This is a genomic window from Domibacillus epiphyticus, from assembly GCF_001975785.1.
GTDB lineage: Bacteria > Bacillota > Bacilli > Bacillales > Domibacillaceae > Domibacillus > Domibacillus epiphyticus.
This window is the reverse complement of record NZ_MSFI01000011.1, coordinates 17,723-38,541: the sequence shown is the minus strand read 5'-3', so window position 1 is coordinate 38,541 and position 20,819 is coordinate 17,723. Positions and strand designations below refer to the sequence as shown.

General features: G+C 41.3%; 24 protein-coding genes. 7 read left to right on the top strand and 17 right to left on the bottom strand.

Going from position 1 to position 20,819, the window contains the following annotated elements; all coding sequences use genetic code 11:
• Positions 1-60: 60 nt before the first annotated feature.
• The 16 genes from BTO28_RS07830 to BTO28_RS07755 form a co-directional block, all read right to left on the bottom strand.
• Entirely contained in the window at positions 61-678 is a 618-nt protein-coding gene (locus BTO28_RS07830; protein WP_076764994.1) for a superoxide dismutase family protein, read from the bottom strand.
• 172 nt (positions 679-850) lie between these two features.
• A complete protein-coding gene (locus tag BTO28_RS07825; protein ID WP_076764992.1) occupies positions 851-1,636 on the bottom strand; it encodes an ABC transporter permease in 786 nt (261 codons plus the stop codon).
• A 3-nt stretch (positions 1,637-1,639) separates the two neighbouring features.
• Entirely contained in the window at positions 1,640-2,431 is a 792-nt protein-coding gene (locus BTO28_RS07820; RefSeq protein WP_076764989.1) for an ABC transporter permease, read from the bottom strand.
• On the bottom strand, positions 2,424-3,440 hold the full coding sequence (locus BTO28_RS07815) for an ABC transporter ATP-binding protein (protein ID WP_076764988.1): 1,017 nt from the start codon (positions 3,438-3,440) through the stop codon (positions 2,424-2,426). Before BTO28_RS07815 ends, BTO28_RS07820 begins: the two co-directional genes overlap by 8 nt.
• 167 nt (positions 3,441-3,607) lie before the next feature.
• On the bottom strand, positions 3,608-4,504 hold the full coding sequence (locus BTO28_RS07810; protein WP_076764987.1) for a polysaccharide deacetylase family protein: 897 nt from the start codon (positions 4,502-4,504) through the stop codon (positions 3,608-3,610).
• Between the two features lie 95 nt (positions 4,505-4,599).
• Entirely contained in the window at positions 4,600-4,941 is a 342-nt protein-coding gene (locus BTO28_RS07805; protein ID WP_076764986.1) for a hypothetical protein, read from the bottom strand.
• Between the two features lie 127 nt (positions 4,942-5,068).
• The gene (locus BTO28_RS07800) at positions 5,069-5,788 is read right to left on the bottom strand and encodes a class II aldolase/adducin family protein (RefSeq protein WP_076764985.1); all 720 of its coding nucleotides are present in this window, start codon (positions 5,786-5,788) and stop codon (positions 5,069-5,071) included.
• 35 nt (positions 5,789-5,823) lie between these two features.
• Complete coding sequence (locus BTO28_RS07795) at positions 5,824-6,468, bottom strand: isochorismatase family protein (protein WP_076764984.1); 645 nt, start codon at positions 6,466-6,468, stop codon at positions 5,824-5,826.
• Between the two features lie 325 nt (positions 6,469-6,793).
• The gene (locus tag BTO28_RS07790; protein WP_076764983.1) at positions 6,794-7,039 is read right to left on the bottom strand and encodes a ferredoxin; all 246 of its coding nucleotides are present in this window, start codon (positions 7,037-7,039) and stop codon (positions 6,794-6,796) included.
• A gap of 34 nt (positions 7,040-7,073) precedes the next feature.
• Positions 7,074-8,099 carry an NAD(P)/FAD-dependent oxidoreductase gene (locus tag BTO28_RS07785; protein ID WP_076764982.1) on the bottom strand — a complete coding sequence of 342 codons (1,026 nt, stop codon included), beginning with the start codon at positions 8,097-8,099 and terminating at the stop codon, positions 7,074-7,076.
• A 20-nt stretch (positions 8,100-8,119) separates the two neighbouring features.
• Positions 8,120-9,334, bottom strand: a complete 1,215-nt coding sequence (locus BTO28_RS07780) for a Gfo/Idh/MocA family protein (RefSeq protein ID WP_076764981.1) — start codon at positions 9,332-9,334, stop codon at positions 8,120-8,122.
• On the bottom strand, positions 9,331-10,086 hold the full coding sequence (locus BTO28_RS07775) for a class II aldolase/adducin family protein (RefSeq protein ID WP_076764980.1): 756 nt from the start codon (positions 10,084-10,086) through the stop codon (positions 9,331-9,333). Before BTO28_RS07775 ends, BTO28_RS07780 begins: the two co-directional genes overlap by 4 nt.
• Positions 10,087-10,102: 16 nt before the next feature.
• Entirely contained in the window at positions 10,103-10,303 is a 201-nt protein-coding gene (locus BTO28_RS07770) for a hypothetical protein (protein ID WP_076764979.1), read from the bottom strand.
• 67 nt (positions 10,304-10,370) lie between these two features.
• Positions 10,371-11,627, bottom strand: a complete 1,257-nt coding sequence (locus BTO28_RS07765) for an aromatic ring-hydroxylating dioxygenase subunit alpha (protein WP_076764978.1) — start codon at positions 11,625-11,627, stop codon at positions 10,371-10,373.
• 202 nt (positions 11,628-11,829) lie between these two features.
• Positions 11,830-12,792: an amidohydrolase family protein gene (locus BTO28_RS07760; protein WP_076764977.1), complete on the bottom strand. Its 963-nt coding sequence runs from the start codon at positions 12,790-12,792 to the stop codon at positions 11,830-11,832.
• A 35-nt stretch (positions 12,793-12,827) separates the two neighbouring features.
• A complete protein-coding gene (locus BTO28_RS07755) occupies positions 12,828-13,628 on the bottom strand; it encodes an IclR family transcriptional regulator (protein WP_083711386.1) in 801 nt (266 codons plus the stop codon).
• A 210-nt stretch (positions 13,629-13,838) separates the two neighbouring features.
• Between BTO28_RS07755 and BTO28_RS07750 the strand changes: the two genes are divergently transcribed.
• From BTO28_RS07750 to BTO28_RS07720, 7 genes are read left to right on the top strand one after another with little or no spacing between them, the layout of a single operon-like run.
• Positions 13,839-15,335: an aldehyde dehydrogenase gene (locus tag BTO28_RS07750; RefSeq protein WP_076764975.1), complete on the top strand. Its 1,497-nt coding sequence runs from the start codon at positions 13,839-13,841 to the stop codon at positions 15,333-15,335.
• Between the two features lie 16 nt (positions 15,336-15,351).
• Positions 15,352-16,131: a 2-keto-4-pentenoate hydratase gene (locus tag BTO28_RS07745; RefSeq protein ID WP_076764974.1), complete on the top strand. Its 780-nt coding sequence runs from the start codon at positions 15,352-15,354 to the stop codon at positions 16,129-16,131.
• Between the two features lie 18 nt (positions 16,132-16,149).
• Positions 16,150-17,034, top strand: a complete 885-nt coding sequence (locus BTO28_RS07740) for an acetaldehyde dehydrogenase (acetylating) (RefSeq protein ID WP_076764973.1) — start codon at positions 16,150-16,152, stop codon at positions 17,032-17,034.
• A 25-nt stretch (positions 17,035-17,059) separates the two neighbouring features.
• Positions 17,060-18,088: a 4-hydroxy-2-oxovalerate aldolase gene (dmpG, locus tag BTO28_RS07735; RefSeq protein ID WP_076764972.1), complete on the top strand. Its 1,029-nt coding sequence runs from the start codon at positions 17,060-17,062 to the stop codon at positions 18,086-18,088.
• 11 nt (positions 18,089-18,099) lie between these two features.
• A complete protein-coding gene (locus BTO28_RS07730) occupies positions 18,100-18,885 on the top strand; it encodes a 2-keto-4-pentenoate hydratase (protein ID WP_076764971.1) in 786 nt (261 codons plus the stop codon).
• A 14-nt stretch (positions 18,886-18,899) separates the two neighbouring features.
• Positions 18,900-19,094, top strand: a complete 195-nt coding sequence (locus tag BTO28_RS07725; RefSeq protein ID WP_076764970.1) for a 4-oxalocrotonate tautomerase — start codon at positions 18,900-18,902, stop codon at positions 19,092-19,094.
• Between the two features lie 17 nt (positions 19,095-19,111).
• Positions 19,112-19,909, top strand: a complete 798-nt coding sequence (locus tag BTO28_RS07720; RefSeq protein ID WP_076764969.1) for a DODA-type extradiol aromatic ring-opening family dioxygenase — start codon at positions 19,112-19,114, stop codon at positions 19,907-19,909.
• 74 nt (positions 19,910-19,983) lie between these two features.
• On the opposite strand, the gene BTO28_RS07715 is transcribed toward BTO28_RS07720, so the two are convergent.
• Positions 19,984-20,760, bottom strand: coding sequence for an IclR family transcriptional regulator (locus BTO28_RS07715; protein ID WP_076764968.1), 777 nt, complete (start codon positions 20,758-20,760; stop codon positions 19,984-19,986).
• Positions 20,761-20,819 lie beyond the last annotated feature (59 nt).

The following is a 20,819-nucleotide window of genomic DNA, read 5'->3' as shown; positions in this document are numbered from 1 at the left end:
AGCGATCTTGGTATCCATTCGGAATATCCAAGATCGCTTACAGTTGTTTCAGTTAACCATTTATTCGCTAATTACGCCGCATGCAATGCGGGCGCCCGCATTGCCGGAAGGCTGTGATTGATTGTCGTCCGCTTTTTCATGAATCACAAATGCCGTACCAGCAGACCCGAACAACGAATTATTTTTTCCGCCCTCTAACGTAACATGCTCTGCTGTTACTTCTTCTTGAACCCTGCCATCCTCAGCTACTTCAATGTTAGGTAGATCTCCTGCATGAGGCCCTTCTTCGTGATTGAATCCGTGGCTTGCATCTGTTGGATTAAAATGTCCGCCAGCTGATTCAAAATCTGGCGCCTCACATTTGCCGGTTTCATGAATGTGAAAACCATGTGTACCTGGCGTCAGATCTGATGCTTGTAAACGAATGAGAACCCCTTTGTCCGTTTGCTGCAATTCGGCCGTTCCAATTTTTTCGCCTGAACCGTTCGTTAATTCAGCAGTAGCTGTTTCGCCAACAGATTGTTGGCCGTCTGTACTCTCAGTACTTTCCTCTAATGCATTCGTTGTCGTATTGGCATCCGCGTCCTCAGTTGAAATTTCAGTTTCTTCTGCATCACTACAAGCACCCAATAGCAGGATTATAGCGAACACAAAAAGAAAAAAAGGCCAGCGTTTCATGTTTTCTCCCCTTCCTGACATAATGATTCCATTAAACACTTTTCACAGTTTTGGGGACTATAAAACATAAAACCTGAAAAATTGAACTTTTTTCCTATAATGTTATGTATAAAAAACCCTAACAGTATTGCCTAAAAAAGGTGAACAACGTTAGAGTTATTAGATGATTTAATTAATTGCCTGCTCCTCTGTACTTTGTAACGCCCACGTTCCATACAAAGACCGAAACAGCAAAAAACACAATGCCCATTACAGGGGTCATAAAAGCATAGCTATACCACTCTTCTCTCCCTAAAAAATAGGCAGATGGATACACTCCTACAAAGGCAAAAGGCAAGATCCATGTCAGGATAAAACGGATGACATTGTTATAGATGTCAACAGGATAACGGCCATAGTTCCCGATATTGTACATCATCGGCATAATGCTTGTCGGGCTGTCGGACCAAAAACTGATGCTCGCGATGAGGACAAAAATAGCCGCATATACGAACGCTCCCCCTAATGCTAAGGTGATAAAGATAAACGGATCGTACCATGAAAAGCTTATATCCAGCTGGCGTCCTGCATAGAACATGACGAATATACCCGTTATCATTCCAAAAAGGGATTCAAGCTCCATGCGTTCTAAAATAATTTGAAACAGGCTATGAATGGGACGAGTTAAAATTCGATCCATTTCTCCTTTCATGATGTAGCGCTCATTAAAGTCCCAGATGTTAAAAAAAGCGCCAAATATGGCAAACGGCACGAGGAAAAAACCGTAAATAAAAATGATTTCTTCACGCGTCCAGCCGTTCAAAAATGATGTGTGGTCAAAGACCACCAAAATAAAAACTAAATTGACTGCTTGAAAAAGCAAATCAGAAACAATTTCAACGACCATATCCGTCCGGTACGTTAAGCGGGATTTTAAATATTGAGCGATATATTGAAAAAAGACCGTTGCATATTTCATATTTCAACCTCCCTGAACAACAAGCTGTTTTTTTGCGATAAGCCACAGTACTTGAATTGGCGCGATTAAAATCAATGCCCAGAGGATTTGGAAGAAGATCGCGTTCACTATTTCCGTACCAGTAAAACTTTCCGTGAAAATCATGCTCGGTATATAGCTGATCGCTTGAAAAGGCAGGTAGCCCATCACATGCTGGGCCCATCCGGGATAGAAACTGATCGGCAAAAGCAGTCCAGAAAAAAGATCAATAATGACCCGCTTTGCTCGAATTAAACCCGCGTTGTTGAAAAAGAAAAAGGTTAAAATACCCGTCAGTAAATTGATTTGCATGTTAATTGTGAAACTAAAGATGAGTGACAGTGCAAACAGAAGCCAGACGGCTGGTTCCGCAGAGAATGTAATTGGAAAAACCAGCGCCACAATGATCATTCCCGGAATTGAAAAAAAAGATAAGCGGAAGATCCCTTCACCAAGGCCCTGCATCATTTTCATAAATAAATAATTATAAGGACGGATGAATTCAACCGCTACCTTGCCTTCTTTAATTTCCTGTGCAATTTCCCTGTCTATATTGTTATAATAAAACGCTCTAGCCATCCAGGCGATTGCGACATAGGAGGTCATCTGGATAGCAGTCATTCCTTCAATGGCCCCTTTATCCCCGTAAATGGCATTCCAAAGAAAGTAGTAGGCACCAATGTTAATGCTGTAAATTAGAATACCGCTGTAATAGTTTGTCCGGTATGCGAGCATCATGAGAAAACGAATACGAATCATCTCAATATATTTAGCCATTGATGATTCCCTCTTCATAAATATTTCGGATGATATCTTCAATCGAGATTTCATGTACTTTTAAATCCGTTATTTTATTCGAAGCGACCACTCGGCCGATCACTTCAGAAATGATGTGTTCATCATTACGTACGTTTGCGATCCACACATTTTTTTGATTTCCTGGTGTCCATGCCGCGTCAAGATCAGCTAGAAGCGGATCTAAAGTTTCTTTTTTTACGTGAATGTCCGCAAACTGAAATTCAATTTGTTTTCCTTCTCCCCAATTGGAACGGAGCTTTGCCAGTTTTCCATCATAAATAATTTTTCCTTCATCCAGCATGACAACACGCTCGCAAAGTGCTTCAATATCTGTTAAATCATGTGTCGTCAGTAAAACGGTTGTTTCATACTTTTTGTTCATTTCTTTCAGAAACTCACGTATTTTCAGTTTAACGAGGACATCCAATCCGATCGTCGGCTCATCTAAAAATAATAGCGGAGGATTATGAAGCAGTGCTGCAGCAAGCTCACACCTCATTCTTTGGCCAAGCGACAGTTTTCGAACCGGCTTGTCAAGAAGCGGGGCAATGTCCAGTGATTCAATGACATGGTTCATATGATCCTTGTAAACATCATCGGGAACGTTATACACTTTTTTTAGCAGGCGGAATGATTCCTGGACTGCGATATCCCACCATAAATTTGACCGCTGTCCAAATACCACCCCAATTGTCCGCACGAATTTTTCTCTTTCCTTATGCGGATTCATGCCATTTACAATGACACTGCCTGAAGTCGGGTTTAATATCCCCGTCAGCATTTTAATACTGGTCGATTTACCGGCGCCATTTTCTCCAATATATCCAACCATCTCCCCCTTTGTTACAGTGAAAGATATATCGTTAACGGCAGGAATGACCTTATAATTGCGTGTCAGCAAATCGCGAAATGCCCCTTTTAAACCAGAACGGCTTGAATGAGATTTAAATTCTTTACGTAAATCCTTTACTTCAATAATATTCTGCATAATAAACGACTCCTCTTTCAAATACACCTTTCTTAGTTTACCGAAGAGTCCCGAAAGAAACAATTGTCAATCATGAGAAATGATGACTTATAAAAAAGAAAAAACCAGAGAACAGTCGATTCTCCGGCTCCGTGCTATTTAATTTATCTATAAAACGAATACCTCATTTATGTTGCCATTTGATCAATGACATCTTTTTCATGTGCGGTTTTAAAGTAGTCAACGATCTCGCTTCCCGTTGCCAGCCAAACGCCTTCATGACTCGTAATATAAGAGAATGCTTTTTCTAGATACTTGCTTCTGAATGGATGTCCAATCAAGAACGGATGCAAACAAATCGACATAACTCTCCCATTTGTTTTTCCTTCTTCATAAAGGACGTCAAATTGGTCAACAAGCATTTGATAAAACTGTTCCGGTGTATGCCCAAAACTTAAAAAGGAAGTAATATCGTTTACTTCAATAGAGTAAGGAATCGAATACAGCGGCTCCCCATTTCGTACATTCATCGGATATGGCTGGTCGTCATTTACCCAATCGGCTAAATATTCGATTCCTTCCTCCCTTAGTAAATCTGGTGTATTGATTGTTTCTGTCAAAGCGGGCCCAAGCCAGCCTTTTGGCCTTGTACCAGTGCTTTCTTCAATCGTATCAAGTACATCTTTTATCAATCGGCGTTCTTCAGCTTCTTCTATACTCGTAATAAGTTTCGAATTGGTGGTGCCATGACCCATCCATTCCCACTCTAATTCTTTTCCCGCTTGTATGATCTCAGGATACTCTGCACAGACTTCTGAATTAAGCGCTGCTGTCCCTTTAATGTTGTATTTTTTCATCATTTCCATCATTCGCCAAACCCCTACCCGAACACCGTAATCACGCCAGGAGTAATTCAGAATATCGGGTTTTAAACCAGCAGTTCCTCCATAGATAGAGGTGGAAGGCTGATCAAAATGAAAATGTTCAAGGTTTGGTATAACCCAAAGAGCCACTCTCGCTTCATTCGGAAGTTTTACAGGTTTTCGATTGGCAATCGGTGAAAATTCAAAACGGGTATGCTTCATCTTAAACTCCCCTTTTCCAGCTATTTATCTTATTTTATGTTGCTGATTCTTTTTGTATGCTTTTTAATTGATAGAAAAGAAAAAAATGAAATAAATCATCCTGCCGCTTTTTCAGATTGTGGAAAACGGGCTCTTATACTTTCAGTAATAAGCTCTTCTGTTAAAGCAATAGCCATTATTAAGGATCCGATAAAGAACAATAAAATACAAATTGCGTTTAATTCATATGAATAAGGAACAAAAAAGATCCAATATAAAGACATGAGCTGCATGGTTGTTCCTGCTGTCTGAAGTTTTATAGCGTACTTTGCTTTTTTTACTACCCAAAGCAGCGTATAAAATATAAATACAAAGAATGCACCTTCGAGTATCCAGCCTGTCGTAACAAATAAAAAAAACGGATCATTGATGAATTCTAGCACCCTATTCAGTATCAACCATTGAACCTCCTCCTTTTTCACCTATTCATATATATTGCTTGCAGACATGTTTCATACGGTTTTTAGCCTTTTTTATCAAAAAAAGAGATGGATCATAAAAATAGGTGATCCATCTCTTTTTATCTTAATGATTATTTATCTCGATTTTAGAACACCAAAAATTCCATGCTCTCTCTTGAGAAATATCCATGTTCCAAGTTTTCTGATCACAAGCTCTGGCTTCTTCATAGCTTAAATACTTCGGTTTTCCTATCTTTAGCGAGTTATATTGATTTTCCGCGTCAATCACCATGAAGATAGAGTTCATGACACACTTTCGCAACGACTCTCCTGTCACGATGACTCCATGTCCTCTTAATAGTAAGGCCCTCTTATTTCCCAAACATCTCGCAACTCTTTCCCCTTCCTGCTTATTCCGTATTAGCATCCCATCTGAAACGTCATAATCATCGTAAACAGGCACACCTTCGTAAAACATGGCACCATAATGAGATAAAGGTTTATAAGGAATATCAACGACAGTAAAGGGCATTAATGCTTGTGCATGGTTGTGGCAAATTGAATGAACTTCCGGGTTTTGCTTATAAATTTCTGAATGGATCACTCTCTCAGCATATGATTTTTTGTCTGAGTCCGTTAAACAATTGCCTTCCAAATCATAAGTAAATACATCTTCATATTCAACAGACATTGGCGCCAACGATCTTGATAACAGAAATTCATTCGGATTTTCCGGATTCCTTACACTAATATGTCCAAAAGCTTCAAATAACACGTTTTCATTGTACAGAATTTTATTGGCTTTCACTAATTCATGAATCGCATTTTCCTTTTGTTCCCCCATTTTTCCTTCCCCCATTACATTATAGAATTTATAGATTAACTTTTTATTCTTTCAAAATAGGACAAAACGGTTTCAACAGATACAACATCTCCATACTTTGCCTGTATATCAAATAAGCTTTGGTTATGGGCAGCTACTGAACGGTCCCCTACGGCTTCTTCTACAATAATAGGTCTAAAACCATAAGAAACGGCATCCACTGCACTTGCGCGAACACACCCACTTGTTGTGCAGCCTGTTATAATGAGTGTATCGATTTGCTGGGATGTAAGACGTGAGGATAAATCGGTCCCGAAAAATGAAGAGGCATATTTTTTTGTCATGACAGAATCATTATCTTGTGAATGAAGACTACAATCTATTTTGACCGCTTCTGTTTCAGCACGCAGGGTTTCCAGACCACTTTGCTTTAATACCCATATTCCGGCATCAAGGAGGTCATCATCATAACTAATGGTTGTATATATGACCGGAATGCCCAGAGGTCTTGACGCATCCAATAATCGATTCGTCTCATAGATTTGTTTTTCAAGATTTGAGGATAAAACCATTTCAGGATTTTGATAATTTGTGAAGGCATTAATGAAATCAACAACGAGAATAGCAGGACGCTCTCCAAAACCGATATTCTTCCCAAATCCTCGTTTTTCAAAGAATATTTTTTCTTCCGTATCGTTCATGGATCACCACTCCTCTTAATCTGATTATTCTATATATATACGAATAAAATGAAAAAAAGACAGCCGAAATAAACGATCTTCATAGCTGTCTCATTTTAAAACCCTTTTTCTTTATAGAATTTATCTGCGCCTGGATGCATGGGTGCATGGGCTGTATTTGCGATCGTTTCTTTCGTTACATCTTTAAAAGGTCCGAAGCACAACTTGACAGTATGAAAAAACGATAAAACCAAACTTTGGTAAACGTTTATTTTCATCGATCTCGTGTCATCCTTTATTTTCAAGTGCAGCAAAAAATATGCTGCACTTGAACGTGCTGCGCTGCTTAACCGATTTTCATTTCCTCCGTAAAGGGCTGATCCGCCATTTTAATGGATTCTGTCGGGCACCCTTCAAGTGCATCATCCAACTCGTCCAGTAACTCATCGGGAACTTCACAGACCCCTTGGTTATCGTCCAAAATGACGTATGCAATGCCTTCATCGTTATAATCATATATCTCGGGTGCCGCTGCTCCGCATGCTCCACATGCAATACACGTCTCCTGATCCACCCATGTGAATTTTGCCATTGTAAAACGCCTCCTCAACATGTGATTTGAACTATTACGTTAACACTTTTTTGTCTTTCTTTTCCATTAAGCTTGTGCTGTGTAATGGCTGTACTTTCGCAGAGGGTTCTATATACACTTTTGCATTGCTGACAGCGGTTGCAGCTTCACCAAACCCTGTCGCAATCAATTTAATTTTTCCCTCATATGTACAAATATCACCGGCAGCATAGATACCTTCAATATTTGTTTCCATTTTCGAGTTGACGACAATAGAGTTGCTTTCAATCGCAAGATCCCAATTTTTGATTGGGCCGAGTGACGAGACAAACCCGTAGTTCACTAACACGTCATTTACCTCAATCTCTACCCGGCTTTTACCCTTTACATCTTCAAGCACGACCTTTTCAACTGCATTTTCTCCTTCCAGTTGAATTGGCACATACGGTGTCATTATTTCTACTTTCGATTGTTCCAGCAATTTCACACTGTGTTCATGTGCCCGGAACTTATCTCTCCGGTGGACAATGGTCACCTTTTCCGCAATAGGTTCTAACATTAATGCCCAGTCTACTGCTGAATCACCGCCCCCAAACACGACGACTTTTTTTCCGGCAAATCGACTTAAGTCCTTTACAAAGTAATGAACATTTGAACTCTCATATTTTTCGGACACTTCAATCGGAAGCTTCCTTGCTTGGAACGCTCCGTTTCCAGCCGTAATAATAATCGATTTTGAATAATGAAGCTCATTTTCTGTTTGAATAGAAAAGATTCCATCGTTTTTTTCAATCGACTGCACAGACTGTCCCAGGCAAAGTGTGGTGTTGTCTTTAAATAGATTCATTTGTTCTGTTAAGTTATCGATCAGTTCCTGCGCCCGGACTTTTGGAAAACCAGCGATATCATAAATATATTTTTCCGGATATAATGCAGAAAGCTGTCCGCCAAGCTGCGGCAAACTTTCAATGATTTTTACAGAAGCCTGTCTCATCCCTGCATAAAAAGCTGTAAAAAGGCCGACCGGCCCGCCGCCAATAATGGTAATATCAAAAATCTTGTCGTTTTCATTTTCCTGCATTTCTTTCCCTCCTGTTCAAATTACTTACGTATATTTTCCACTGTCTCCTTCACCGGAACTTGAAATTGCAGGTGCAATTCTTTTCTTTCTTTTGATGACTGGAGCGCTTTTACACATACTTCTAAGTTCGCTCTTGCCCACCGGCCGTCGTGGATTGGTTTTTCCCCATGTGCAACAGCTTCGTATAACTCATTGATGACATTCAGTCTACCGGTTTCCTCCATCGGAATCGTAACCGTATATTTATCTTCTTCACCATATACGAGTAATCCTTCTGGACTTTGCCTAATATCGCCCTTTTCACAGCTCACAATCGTTAAGCCGAAAAATGGATGGTGTTTTTCTGCTTCTTGATAATTTTTTGAGCGGCTTCCTCCATAACCTGCAGCTACTTTTAAGGCAACTTCGTCCTCCGGAGAATTTGTTTCTTTAATTGTTCTTCGGGCTTGCGCATAGGTTCCTGAGTTGGAAAGCGGTCCACCCTCACCGATGTTATACGTTAATTCCGTCGTATGGAAATGGTCATAGCCATTGTATACAGCGGTTGCAGGGATGCCATTTTCAAATTCTAAAAAGACGGTATGATTGCCTTCTGCCGGCCTTTCGGGATCTGAAATATTTGTCACTGCCCGGATGCTTCTTACTTCACCGCCGCCCAAAAGGCGGATAATGTCAAATTGATGCGATCCTTGACGGTACGTCACACCTCCCCCGAGCTCCGTTTTTAGCTCTTCAGGTGTTCGCGGACGGTATATCCAGTCATTGTAGTACCAATTGTGAATCATTAATACTTTTCCAAGGCGCCCGCTATCAATAATTTCCTTCATTTTTTGAATAGGCGGTTCAAAACTGTGGGAGTGACCAACAATAAGATATACACCGTTCTTTTCTGCCAGTTCAATCATATTTGTCGCTTCTTCAATTGATACGGCAAGTGGTTTTTCGACAATAATATGCTTTTTTGCCTCAGCTGCAATCCGCACATGTTCCGTGTGCAGCTCTGTTGGTGTGGCAATATAGACAGCATCTATTTCTGGATCCATACATAATTCGTCAATTGAATAGTATGTTTTCGCGTTATAATCTTTCGCAAATTTATCGAGACGTTCCTGATTTCTTGTGGCAGCCGCAGCTAAATGGACATGGGGATGATCTAATATCGCCGGTATCATGGATGCGCCCGCAATTCCTAATCCAACAATGCCTATGTTTAAATGTTGACTTGTTGAAGTCATAAAACGGCTCCTTCCTGTAATTGCTTTTCTTGCTCCTGCAATTTTTTCACATAGTATTGCCAGACCCATTTCGCGTTAAATTTTGTTCCCAAATCAGGCAGCTCGGCAATATCCTCTTCGGAAATGGAAGGTGCTTCTCTTCCTGTTTTGCCAACCTCCAATGTGACTTTTGCAAGGGTGTTAAAATTGAGCGCATTGATCGTTGCTTCCTCAACCGTCGCACCCACAGCAGTAATGCCGTGCCCTTTCATTAAACAAATGTCTTTGTTCCCCATTGTTTCGATCATAGGAGCTGCCAGTTCGGGTCTTGTCACCAAGTACGATCTAGGAAAAATTGGGATGCCTTCCAGTGCCATGCGCATTGCGGGTATATTAAACGCGCCAAAGATCGGTCGAAATTCGAGTTCCGTGATTCCGCAAATGAGCGTTGCTGGCGGATGGGCATGAATCACGCAGCCTACGTCAGGACGTGATTTCATTATTTCTCCGTGAATGGAAAGTTCTTTTGGGACATGGTATACACCCTGTAAATCTTCTCCTTCACCATCGAAATCTACACGTCTAATTGACTCCGTCTTTGTGTACCTTACCCCTTTTTCCGACTCACCCCTGCAGCGGATAAACATTTCATCCGTTCCTGGAATACGGGCACTGACATGTCCCAATGTTTCATCCACTAACCCTTCCATCGCCAAAATCCTGCATGATAGAGCCACCTTTTCCCTAAGCTCTGCTAATATGTTATCTTTCATTTTTTTCACACCTTTTTTATGATGTTGCTAGTTCTGGAGCCGTTACTCGTATGATTTCGATAATTTCACCTCTCCACGAGCATTCTCCGCACCAGCAAAAATAAGCAGTGTCCTGAGAGATCCAATATTCATTTAAAAGACTATTTGGTTTTAACAGGGACTCACCGCAATTCGGGCAGTATTTTAGCTTTATTTCGTCAACTTTGTTTTCTGCCATTTTCATAACCTCCTGATTAAGGGGACAAGGAGTCTCTCTCGCGTCAAAGAGAGACTCCTTTAATGTCTCACACATTTGAAGAGATGACTCCGCCTTTACAAATTTCAATAATTTCCGACAGATTAGGCGCATAGCGTGTATTCCAGTGAATGGCTACACCAGATAACAATCCACCTTCACTGAATTTGTCTTCCTCCTGTGGCAATTCAATATACTCGTTTTGTTGAGGATCTCGAATTGTACACTTTGGATCTTCACCATTTTCTATCTTTTTCAGTTCTCTCTTCAGCATTTGCCGGTACATAATAATGCCTCTATCAGACGTGCCGAGCCGTTCGATGGACCGATCTGCAATTGGACCTTGCGTTATCCAGGCCATCATATCCTGCCCATCAATATAATCAGTGACAAACTTTCCGTTTTCATCATAAATTGGACACTCATAGAACGTAATTGGATAGTTTTCTGGTACTTTTACTCCTTCGGCTGGAACAAAGCATGTATACCAGAAATGCAATGTGTGTGTTTCATCGATCGGAACCCGAATCTGGAAGGAATGTGCTCCGCTGTCCCCGACTCTCAAATAGTTCGGAAATACAATCGGATGGCCAACTGCCCAATCTTCATTTTCTTCTGTTTGTCCTTCTAAAACCCGGCGTTTTATAATTCCGTATTCAAATTCATCAAACCCGATTTTGAGATGATGCTTTGTAATCGGCCATTCATCCTGAGGTCTTCCCTGCTGTTCAAAGATATGTTCAAAATAGTGTCCATGCAGCCATTCTAAATGAGTAGGATCGAGTGAATTTTCCATTATTTGAACCCAGTTGCATGGAATAACAGCGTATCCGATCGTACGAACGACATTTTCCTGCACAAATAAATCCCATTTTGGCAATTCTGGAGCTGGAGACGGCCCCATATAGGCAAAAACTAAACCGCCTAATTCTTTTACTTCATAGCCCGAAATTTTAATTCTGTTTTTAAATGTGCTGTCTTCTGGTTCATTTGGCTGGTCTATGCATTGACCAGTTTTATCATACAGCCATCCATGATATTGGCAGCGCAGCCCGCATTCTTCCGGTATCGCGTATTCAAGAGATACTCCGCGGTGGGCACAACGATCGGCTACTAAACCAAGGTTATTAGATTTATCGCGGTATAAGACAAGGTCCTCACCAAGGATCTTTAATTTTTTAATTGTTCCTTTTTTTTCAACTTCTGTACTTGCGGCGATCGGGTGCCAATATCTTCTTAAAAGTTCGCCCATCGGCTTCCCGGAATCAACTTGTGTCAAAGCTTCATTTTGTTCTTTACTTAACATTTTCAGCACTCCTTTAAGACAAAATTTTTAACGGCTCTAGCTGTACACGCTTTCAATTTAAAGAAGATTTACAATAATCAGATATTAAATCTTATTCTCCCCCTCATCTTTTGTTTTTGTAATTTCTATTTTAAAGTACCAAGTGTTTAATATACAACCACATTGTTCTTTTATATGCAACAAAAGAACAATATTTTTCTTATCACTTTATTTCAATATTTTTCCGTTCCTGATCGTGCCCTATAAGATAGCTGGAACCCTTATTTGCTTTTTTTTCAGGAGGCCAAACGCATAGATCAAATGGGAAATCAGATCCGGGCACCACCTGATTCTCACCCACTGTTTTGATAAGAAAATCAAGTGCCTGCGGGTGCCAAAGGACAGAATCGTACCAAAAACGCTTTAAGTATTCCTCGGGAGAAGCTTGCAATACACTAGATACTTCTGGCCATTGTGAAAAACCTTTATTTAAACGGCCGATTTGATATGGTAAAAAGCCGCCTCCATGAGCCAATAAAAATTTGATGTTCAAGTATTTATCCAGCATTCCAGAAAGCAATATATCAGCGGCGCATACAGTAGTTTCCCATGGTACACCGATCAGGTTCGGCATTTTTCTTTTTTTCAGGCGAGGGTCTTCACAGAGAAGCGGATGGATAAAAAGAATAGAACCAAGCCGGTCGGCTTCTTCAAAAAACGGAGTGAAATAAGGATCTGTCAGCATTCGTCCATTTGCATTGGGGCCGATAATAGCGCCAATAAGTCCATTGTTCATTGCGCTTCTCAATTGTTCAGCAGCCAGTTCTGGGCTAGAAAGAGACACAGTGGCAAATGCTGACAATTTGTTATCTGACTGAACAAGCTGTGCAAGCGACTGGTTGTATACAGAGACTAACTCTCTAGTGATTTCTGTCGGCAGTTCATACAGAAATAGTTGAGGAACCGGCGAAATGACTGGATAGGTTACACCAGCTTGTTTCTGATCCTCTTGATAACGCTCATAATTTGTAAAGGAGTCCTTTAATTCAAAACCCCATTTCCCATTCACTGTTAGAAATGTTTTATTGGCATCCGTTTTTCGCCAATCGGCTTTCACGGCATCTTTCTGCTCTTCTAGCCATTGAGAAACTTCTTCTGGTATAAAATGCGTGTGAAAATCATGCATGTCGGTATCTCTCCCTTTAGTTATTTATATTGTGTTCAAAATATGTTATTAAAATTTTCCTCCTTATTCGCAGCAGTACGATGGCCAAGCCTTGCGGAAATTTCTGCCGCAGCAATAGAAATTTTTTTCCCGAGAATAGGAATTTTGTGTGGTTGAAATCGCTGCTTTGGACCAACTGCAGATAAGGCCGCAATGATCGAACCGGTATGGTCAAATACTGGCGCCGCCACCGAAGTGACACCTTCTTGAAGTTCTTCAATGCTATACGCGTAACCGCTCTCGCGAATCTGCTCAAGGTGATCATAAAGGTCCTTCGGGTCCGTTATCGTATATTCTGTATACGAAGTCAGTCCGTTTGAGATGACTTTTTCCGTGAGGGTTTTGTCTGAAAAAGCAAGAATCACTTTGCCCGCACTTGTACAGTAGGCAGGGTTTCTGCCTCCAACGTGCGTTAAAACCCGAACTGGCTGTTCACATTCCACTTTTTCCAAATACATAACTTCCATTTGATCGAGGACTGATAAATGAACGGTTTCTTCAATGGTTTCAACAAGTTCATTTAAAACTGATTGAGATTCACGGGAAATGTCAAGTTGGCTGCTGGCAACACCGCTTAAAGCTAATGCCGACATTCCCAGCCGGTATTTTTTTGTTTTTTGATCCTTATAGACAAAATTCTCACTAGCGAGTGTTGCCATCATACGGCTGACTGTACTTTTATTCATTTCAAGTGATTCCGCCAATTCATTCACCTTCTTTTCAGGTTCCTCCATAGAAAAGCTTCGTAAAATGCGGAGCGCGTTTTTTACTGATGAAAGAAGTTGCTCTTCGCTCATTTTTTCACCCCCTAGTTCCATATTCAGCAATTTTCAAACGGTTATGGGAGAAAATATATCAAATTCAGCTGATGATGAAAAGAAATTATTGAATATTTTAATTTTTTCTTATTTGTTGCTTATAGAAGAACTGGAGTGTTGTATAGCAAAATTTAATTGATTAACATAGATTAAGAAGTTGAAAAATTCAGAATAAGGGATGGGATAAAAATGACAACACCTTCATTAACAAACTCTCGTTCAACGACAGGTACCGTACAAACCGAACCAATTAATTGCCTGCACTTTATCAATGGACAATTTGCTGAATCGCTCAACAAAAAGACCTTTGAAAACATTAACCCGGCAACCGAAGAAGTTTTAGGTACAGTTGCTGAAGGCGGAAAAGAAGAAGTAGACCTTGCAGTGGCCGCCGCCAAACGAGCTTTAGATGGACCTTGGAAAAAAATGACGTTAGCAGAGCGTTCAAAAATCCTTCGTCGGATTGGTGATTTGATCTTGGAACGCCAGGATGAACTTGCTTATTTAGAATCATATGACACAGGTAAGCCCGTTTCTCTAGCTAAAAAAATTGACATTCCCCGTGCGGCATACAATTTTCACTTCTTTGCGGATTATATTATGTCAATTAATAATGAAGCACAGCAGCAAGATGATCAAGCTATTCATTATTCCTATCGTCGTCCTGTCGGCGTAGTCGGGATCATTAAACCTTGGAATCTACCTCTTCTCCTTTTAACGTGGAAACTTGCCCCTTGCCTCGGTATGGGAAATACAGCAGTCATTAAACCGGCTGAATGGACACCGATGACGGCAACAGTACTTATGGAGATATGTAAAGAAGCGGGTGTTCCGGACGGTGTTGTCAATCTTGTTCATGGTTTTGGTCCAAATTCAGCTGGCGGAGCTATTTCTGAACATCCGGATGTGGATGCGATCTCCTTTATTGGTGAGCCAGGAACAGGATCAGCCATCATGAAATCTGCAGCTGACTCTCTTAAAAAGCTCTCATTTGAACTTGGCGGTAAAAATCCGAATATCATTTTCGCAGATGCGGATCTCGATGAAGTGATCGAAACAACGATTCGCTCAAGTTTTATTAACCAGGGTGAAGTCTGCTTGTGCGGCTCCCGCATTTATGTGGAGCGTCCCGCATATGAAAAATTCTTGGAGAAGTTCACAAAAGAAACACAAAAACTTCAAGTAGGACACCCTTTTGAATCTGAAACCAATGTAGGTGCGCTAGTCAGCAAAGAACACTATGACCGCGTGAACAGCTATGTCGACATTGCTCGTGCGGATGGCGCGACCATTTTAACGGGTGGCAGCCGGCCGGATCATCTTGAGAAAGGATACTTCCTGGAGCCGACAATTATCACTGGACTCGATCGAAATTCGAGATGTGTTCGTGAAGAAATTTTCGGACCGGTGGTAACTGTTATGCCTTTCGATACAGAAGAAGAAGTCATCGCGCAGGCAAATGATACGCATTACGGATTAAGCGCTACGATTTGGACGAATGAATTACGTCGTGCACACCGTGTGTCTCACCAATTAGAAGCAGGTATTATCTGGGTGAATACATGGTTCCTCCGTGATTTGCGTACACCATTTGGCGGTATGAAGCACAGTGGTATTGGCCGGACTGGCGGTATGCACAGTCTTGATTTCTATTCGGAGCTTTCGAATATCACAATTAAACTGTAAAGGGATGGGAATCGTGATGACAATGATTAAAGAATACTCAAACCTTCTATTAGAAGCGGAAGAAACGAAAAACGGCACGAATCCTCTTACTGAAGTGATGACTGATTTTGATGTAAAGAATGCATATTATGTCCAGCTTGAAACTATTGCTGAAAAAGTAAAAGCCGGCCGCAAAATAACCGGAAAAAAAATAGGCCTTACTTCTAAAGCCATGCAAACACTTCTTGGCGTAGAAGAACCTGATTACGGGCATTTGCTTGATGATATGGTGATTGAAAATGGCGGAGCCATTTCAGTTAAACGGCTACTTCAGCCAAAAGTAGAAGCGGAAATTGCGTTTGTCTTAAAAAAGACGATTAAAGGACCCGGGATTACCCCAATTGATGTAATGAAAGCGACAGATTATATTGTCCCTTCCCTTGAAATTGTAGACAGCCGCATTCGAGACTGGAAAATAAAATTAGCCGATACTGTCGCAGACAACGCATCATCGGGACTGTACCTTCTCGGTGGAAAACCTGCGAAGCCATCGGAAGTCGACCTTGAGATGATCGGAATGGTATTTGAGAAAAATGGTGAAATCGTCAATACCGGTGTTGGGGCGGCTGCGCTTGGCCACCCTGCCTCCTGCGTCGCATGGCTGGCGAATAAGCTATCCGAATTTGACATTGCGCTCGAAGCGGGTGAAGTCATTTTATCTGGCGCTCTCTCTGCAGCTGTCGATGCAAAAGCAGGCGATGTTTTCACAGCAAAATTTGCTCACATCGGACAAGTAAGCGTCCGTTTTACCGACTAATTTGAAAGGGGTTTCAACATGGAGAAAATAAAGGTTGCAGTACTTGGTTCCGGAAACATTGGAACCGATTTAATGATCAAGCTTGGGCGGTCAAATGTTCTTGACCTCACAACGGTTATAGGGATTGATCCTGACTCTGACGGATTGAAAAAAGCAAAAGCGCTTGGTTATGAAACCATTGACACAGGTATTGATGGCTTTCTTGAACGTCCGGAATTGGCAGACATTGTGTTCGATGCAACGTCAGCAAAAGCGCATATCCGCCATGCAAAAAAATTGAAAGCCGCCGGTAAACAAGTGTTGGACCTTACACCAGCCGCTGTTGGCCCTTTCGTTGTTCCTCCAGTGAATATTACTGAACATCTAGAGGCAGATAATATTAATTTAATTACATGCGGAGGACAAGCGACGATTCCGATGGTTCACGCCATTGATCGCGTGCAATCCGTAAGCTACGCTGAAATTGTCGCAACGATATCGAGTGACAGTGCTGGTCCGGGAACACGTGCAAATATCGATGAGTTTACCGTCACCACTTCAGGCGGAATCGAAAAAATTGGCGGTGCGGATAAAGGAAAAGCCATCATTATCTTAAATCCTGCAGAGCCCCCTATCATGATGCGCGATACTGTCCATGTTCTATTAGATGAACAGGACGTAAAAAAAGACGAAATTATTCGTTCTATAAAAGAAATGGAAAAAGACGTTCAATCTTATGTGCCAGGCTATCGTTTAAAGCAGGAACCAATTTTCGAAGAAAACAGAGTAACGGTATTTATCGAAGTGGAAGGTGCAGGTGACTACCTCCCCGCTTTCTCTGGCAACCTTGATATTATGACAGCTGCCGCGGTCAAAGTGGCTGAAGAATTAGCAAAACATAAACTAAAACAAGCCGTTTTATAACGACAAGCTGGAAAGGAGAAAAACAATGCTAAATAATAAAAAAATCATTATTACTGAAGTTGCGCTGCGTGATGGCAGCCATGCGATTCGTCATCAGTATACAGTTGAGCAAGTCTCAGCTGTTGCTGGTGCCCTCGACAAAGCCGGTGTTCCATACATTGAAGTATCTCACGGAGACGGTCTTGGCGGCTCCTCCCTTCAATACGGCTTGTCCAAAACAAATGAAATGGAACTTATTGAAGCTGCTGTATCGGCTGTAGATCAAGCAAAAATTGCCGTATTACTGCTCCCAGGTATTGGTACTGTGAGCGATTTAAAAGAAGCCGCCGCCCTTGGAGCAAAAATGGCCAGAGTGGCCACCCATGTAACAGAAGCAGATGTTGCGCCGCAGCACATTTCCCGTGCAAAAGAACTTGGTATGGAAACGGTTGGATTTCTGATGATGTCCCATATGGCTTCTCCAGAAAAACTAACCGAACAGGCGAAATTAATGGAAAGCTACGGTGCTGATACCGTCTATATCGTTGATTCAGCCGGTGCATTATTGCCTCATGAAACAGCAGAACGTATTCGCAGATTAAAAAATGAACTGTCGGTAAATATCGGTTTTCACGCTCACAACAATTTATCGCTTGCTATGGCGAATACACTTGCAGCTATTGCGGAAGGCGCTGACCATATTGACGGCAGTATCCGTTGCCTTGGAGCCGGAGCCGGCAATACCCAGACAGAAGTTCTAGTAGCCGTCCTTGAACGGATGGGCATTCAAACAGGCATTGATCTCTATAAAATGATGGACATTGCAGAAGATTTAGTAGCACCGATTTTAGAAAAACCGCAGGAGATTACAAAAGACTCACTAGTGCTTGGATATGCAGGTGTATATTCCAGTTTCCTGCTTCACGCACAGCGGGCTGCAAAACAATTTAATGTAGATTCACGTGATATCTTGATTGAACTTGGAAAACAAAAAGTAGTCGGCGGACAAGAAGATATGATTTTTGATGTGGCGGCAGACCTTGCAAAACAATCGACTAGCTTGATCGCTAAATAGGAGGATCCTTTATGCAGGCAACTTATAAAGAAATAGCTGAATATCTTGTGAAAGCGGAAACAGAAAAGTTTGAAACGCCGAGAGTTACAGCTGAACTAAAGAATGATTTAACGGTTGAAGAAGGATATCTTGTCCAGGAAGAAATCGTCAAGATGAAACTAGCAGAAGGCCGAAAAATAATTGGTCCTAAAATGGGACTCACAAGCCGCGCGAAAATGACGCAAATGAATGTGGATGAGCCTATTTATGGGTACGTTTTTGATTATATGCTCATTGAAAGCGGCGGAACGGTTCGTCTGAATGACTTGATTCATCCAAAAGCGGAAGCTGAAATTGCTTTCGTTATTGGGAAAGATATTGAAGGTCCCGGAATTACGGGTGCTCAAGTACTAGCTGCAACGGAATACGTTGTTCCTGCTCTTGAAATAATCGACAGCCGATACGAAAATTTTAATTTTACTTTGCCTGATGTCGTGGCAGATAACGCTTCTACATCAAGAGTCGTGTTGGGGAATTCGTTAAAAAAACCGGAATCCCTCGACTTGGATTTAGTCGGAGTTACATTATCCATAAATGGAGAAATAAAAGAGCTTGGTGCTGGCGCTGCCGTATTAGGACACCCTGCTAATTCCATTGCGATGCTTGCCAATATGCTGGCTAAAAAAGGAGAAAAAATCCGTGAAGGCGACGTTATTTTATCCGGCGCCATCACAGGGGCCGTCATGCTTGCTGAAGGTGATCAAGTAGTTGGAAAATTTGATGGATTCCAGGATGTTACGTTCAAAGTACAAGCGTAAAAGGAGAAAAAACAATGCCGATTGTGAATATACAAATTCTTGAAGGCAGACCGCCAGAGAAAGTAGAAGAGCTCATTAAAAATATGACGGATACGGCCGCCGCAACACTTGATGCCCCACATGATTCAGTCCGTGTCGTTGTCACAGAAATACCAAAAACACATTGGGGCCGTGCAGGTGTCCCAATGTCGAAATTAGTAAATAAATAGACTTAGGGGGGATCACATTGACGATTTTATTTAGCATGCTGGCACCTCACGTGCCAAGCATCTGTCATGAAGAAAATGCACCCAGCTTCCAGCAAGAAATGGTGAAGGACCTAAAAAAGACAGCGGAAAAAATAAAAGATTTAAAGCCAGATGTGATTGTGCTTGTATCTTGCCATTGGCCATCTACCTTCTTCCACTATGTAGATGCAACACCTGAACATAAAGGAATGCTGACTGCCTTTGAATGTCCTGATTTAATTAAAGACGTTCCTTATTTCTTCCCTGGAGACGCGGAGCTCGCTGCCCAGCTTGTTGAAGCCGGTGAGAAAAACGGGATTAAAGCTGTCTCTGTTAATGATCCATACTATGTTTGGGATTACGGCAGTGTTGTCCCTCTTCGCTACCTTGTCCCGGATGAAGATATTCCAGTGATTAATTTATCCGTTACGCTTGCTGCTTCTTTACAGGAAACATATGAATGGGGCAAAACAATCAAAAAGGTACTGGAGGACAGTCCTAAAAAAATCGTTTTTGTTTCCAGCGGAGCCCTTTCTCACAACCTGGTTAGAGGTCGTGAGAATAAGCCGACTTCCTCTGAACATGCAATGGATAAAGAGTTTTTACAACTTATTGAGAAGAAAGATTACGAATCTGCCTATCATATGCTTCCTCAATATGCACGACTTGCAGGAGTAGAATCAGGGGGACGCCACCTGGCTATGCTGCTCAGTGTTATCGATCAAGAAAATCAACCGACAATCGGTGCGGCAGGACAATCTTCCGGAAGCTGGAATGCTGTTATTACATTTCAATAAATAAGTTCAACCAAAAAGCATTACCGATCCTTTTCTTAATTATAAGAATAAGGACGGTAATGCTTTTTAGTGTTTTAATAATTCCAACAGCCCAGGTTTTCAGATATTTCTTGTGCCGCTCTTTTTACTCGATTAATGAGCGCAGGATTTTTTGGGTTCATACGGTGTACTGGACCGGTTACGGAAACGGAATAAACCACTTTTCCTGTATAATCGCGGACAGGTGCTGCAACAGATGCTACACTCTCAAGCAATTCCTCTGAGCTTGTGGCATACCCTTGTTTTCTGACGAGCTGCAGCGTATCACGTAGTTTTTCCGGATCTGTAATTGTATTTGCCTTGTATCCATATAGTCCATTCTCTATGTATTGCTGAATCGTATCTTCTGATTGATGCGCTAATAGTACTTTTCCAGAGCTTGTTGCATGAACAGGGTTTCTTTTTCCGATATGTGTTAAAATTTGCACTGGATGCTTACAATCAATTTTATATAGATACACAACATCACTGCCTTCTAAAACAGCAATGTGTGCCGTTTCACCGATATCATTCACAAGCTCTTTTAATATAGGCTGTGATTCTCGATTGATTTCGAGGTTGTTTGTCACAATCGTATTTAAATTTAAAATTGTTAAGCCTAGCCTGTATTTGTTTGTTTCAGGGTTTTTCACAACAAATCCTTCACTTGCAAGAGTTGATAATAAACGGCTGACTGTACTTTTCCCTAAATTCAAGGAATTGGCTAAATCTGTTACCTTTTTTTCGGGTTCGTCCAATGTGAAGCTGCGCATAATCAACAGCGCATTTTTAACTGAAGAAAGCAAGTAATTTTGATTGATGTCGTTTGCCATAATTCCCCTTCCCTCTTTGTTGCATATTAAAGAATCAGCATCCTTTATACTAAACATTT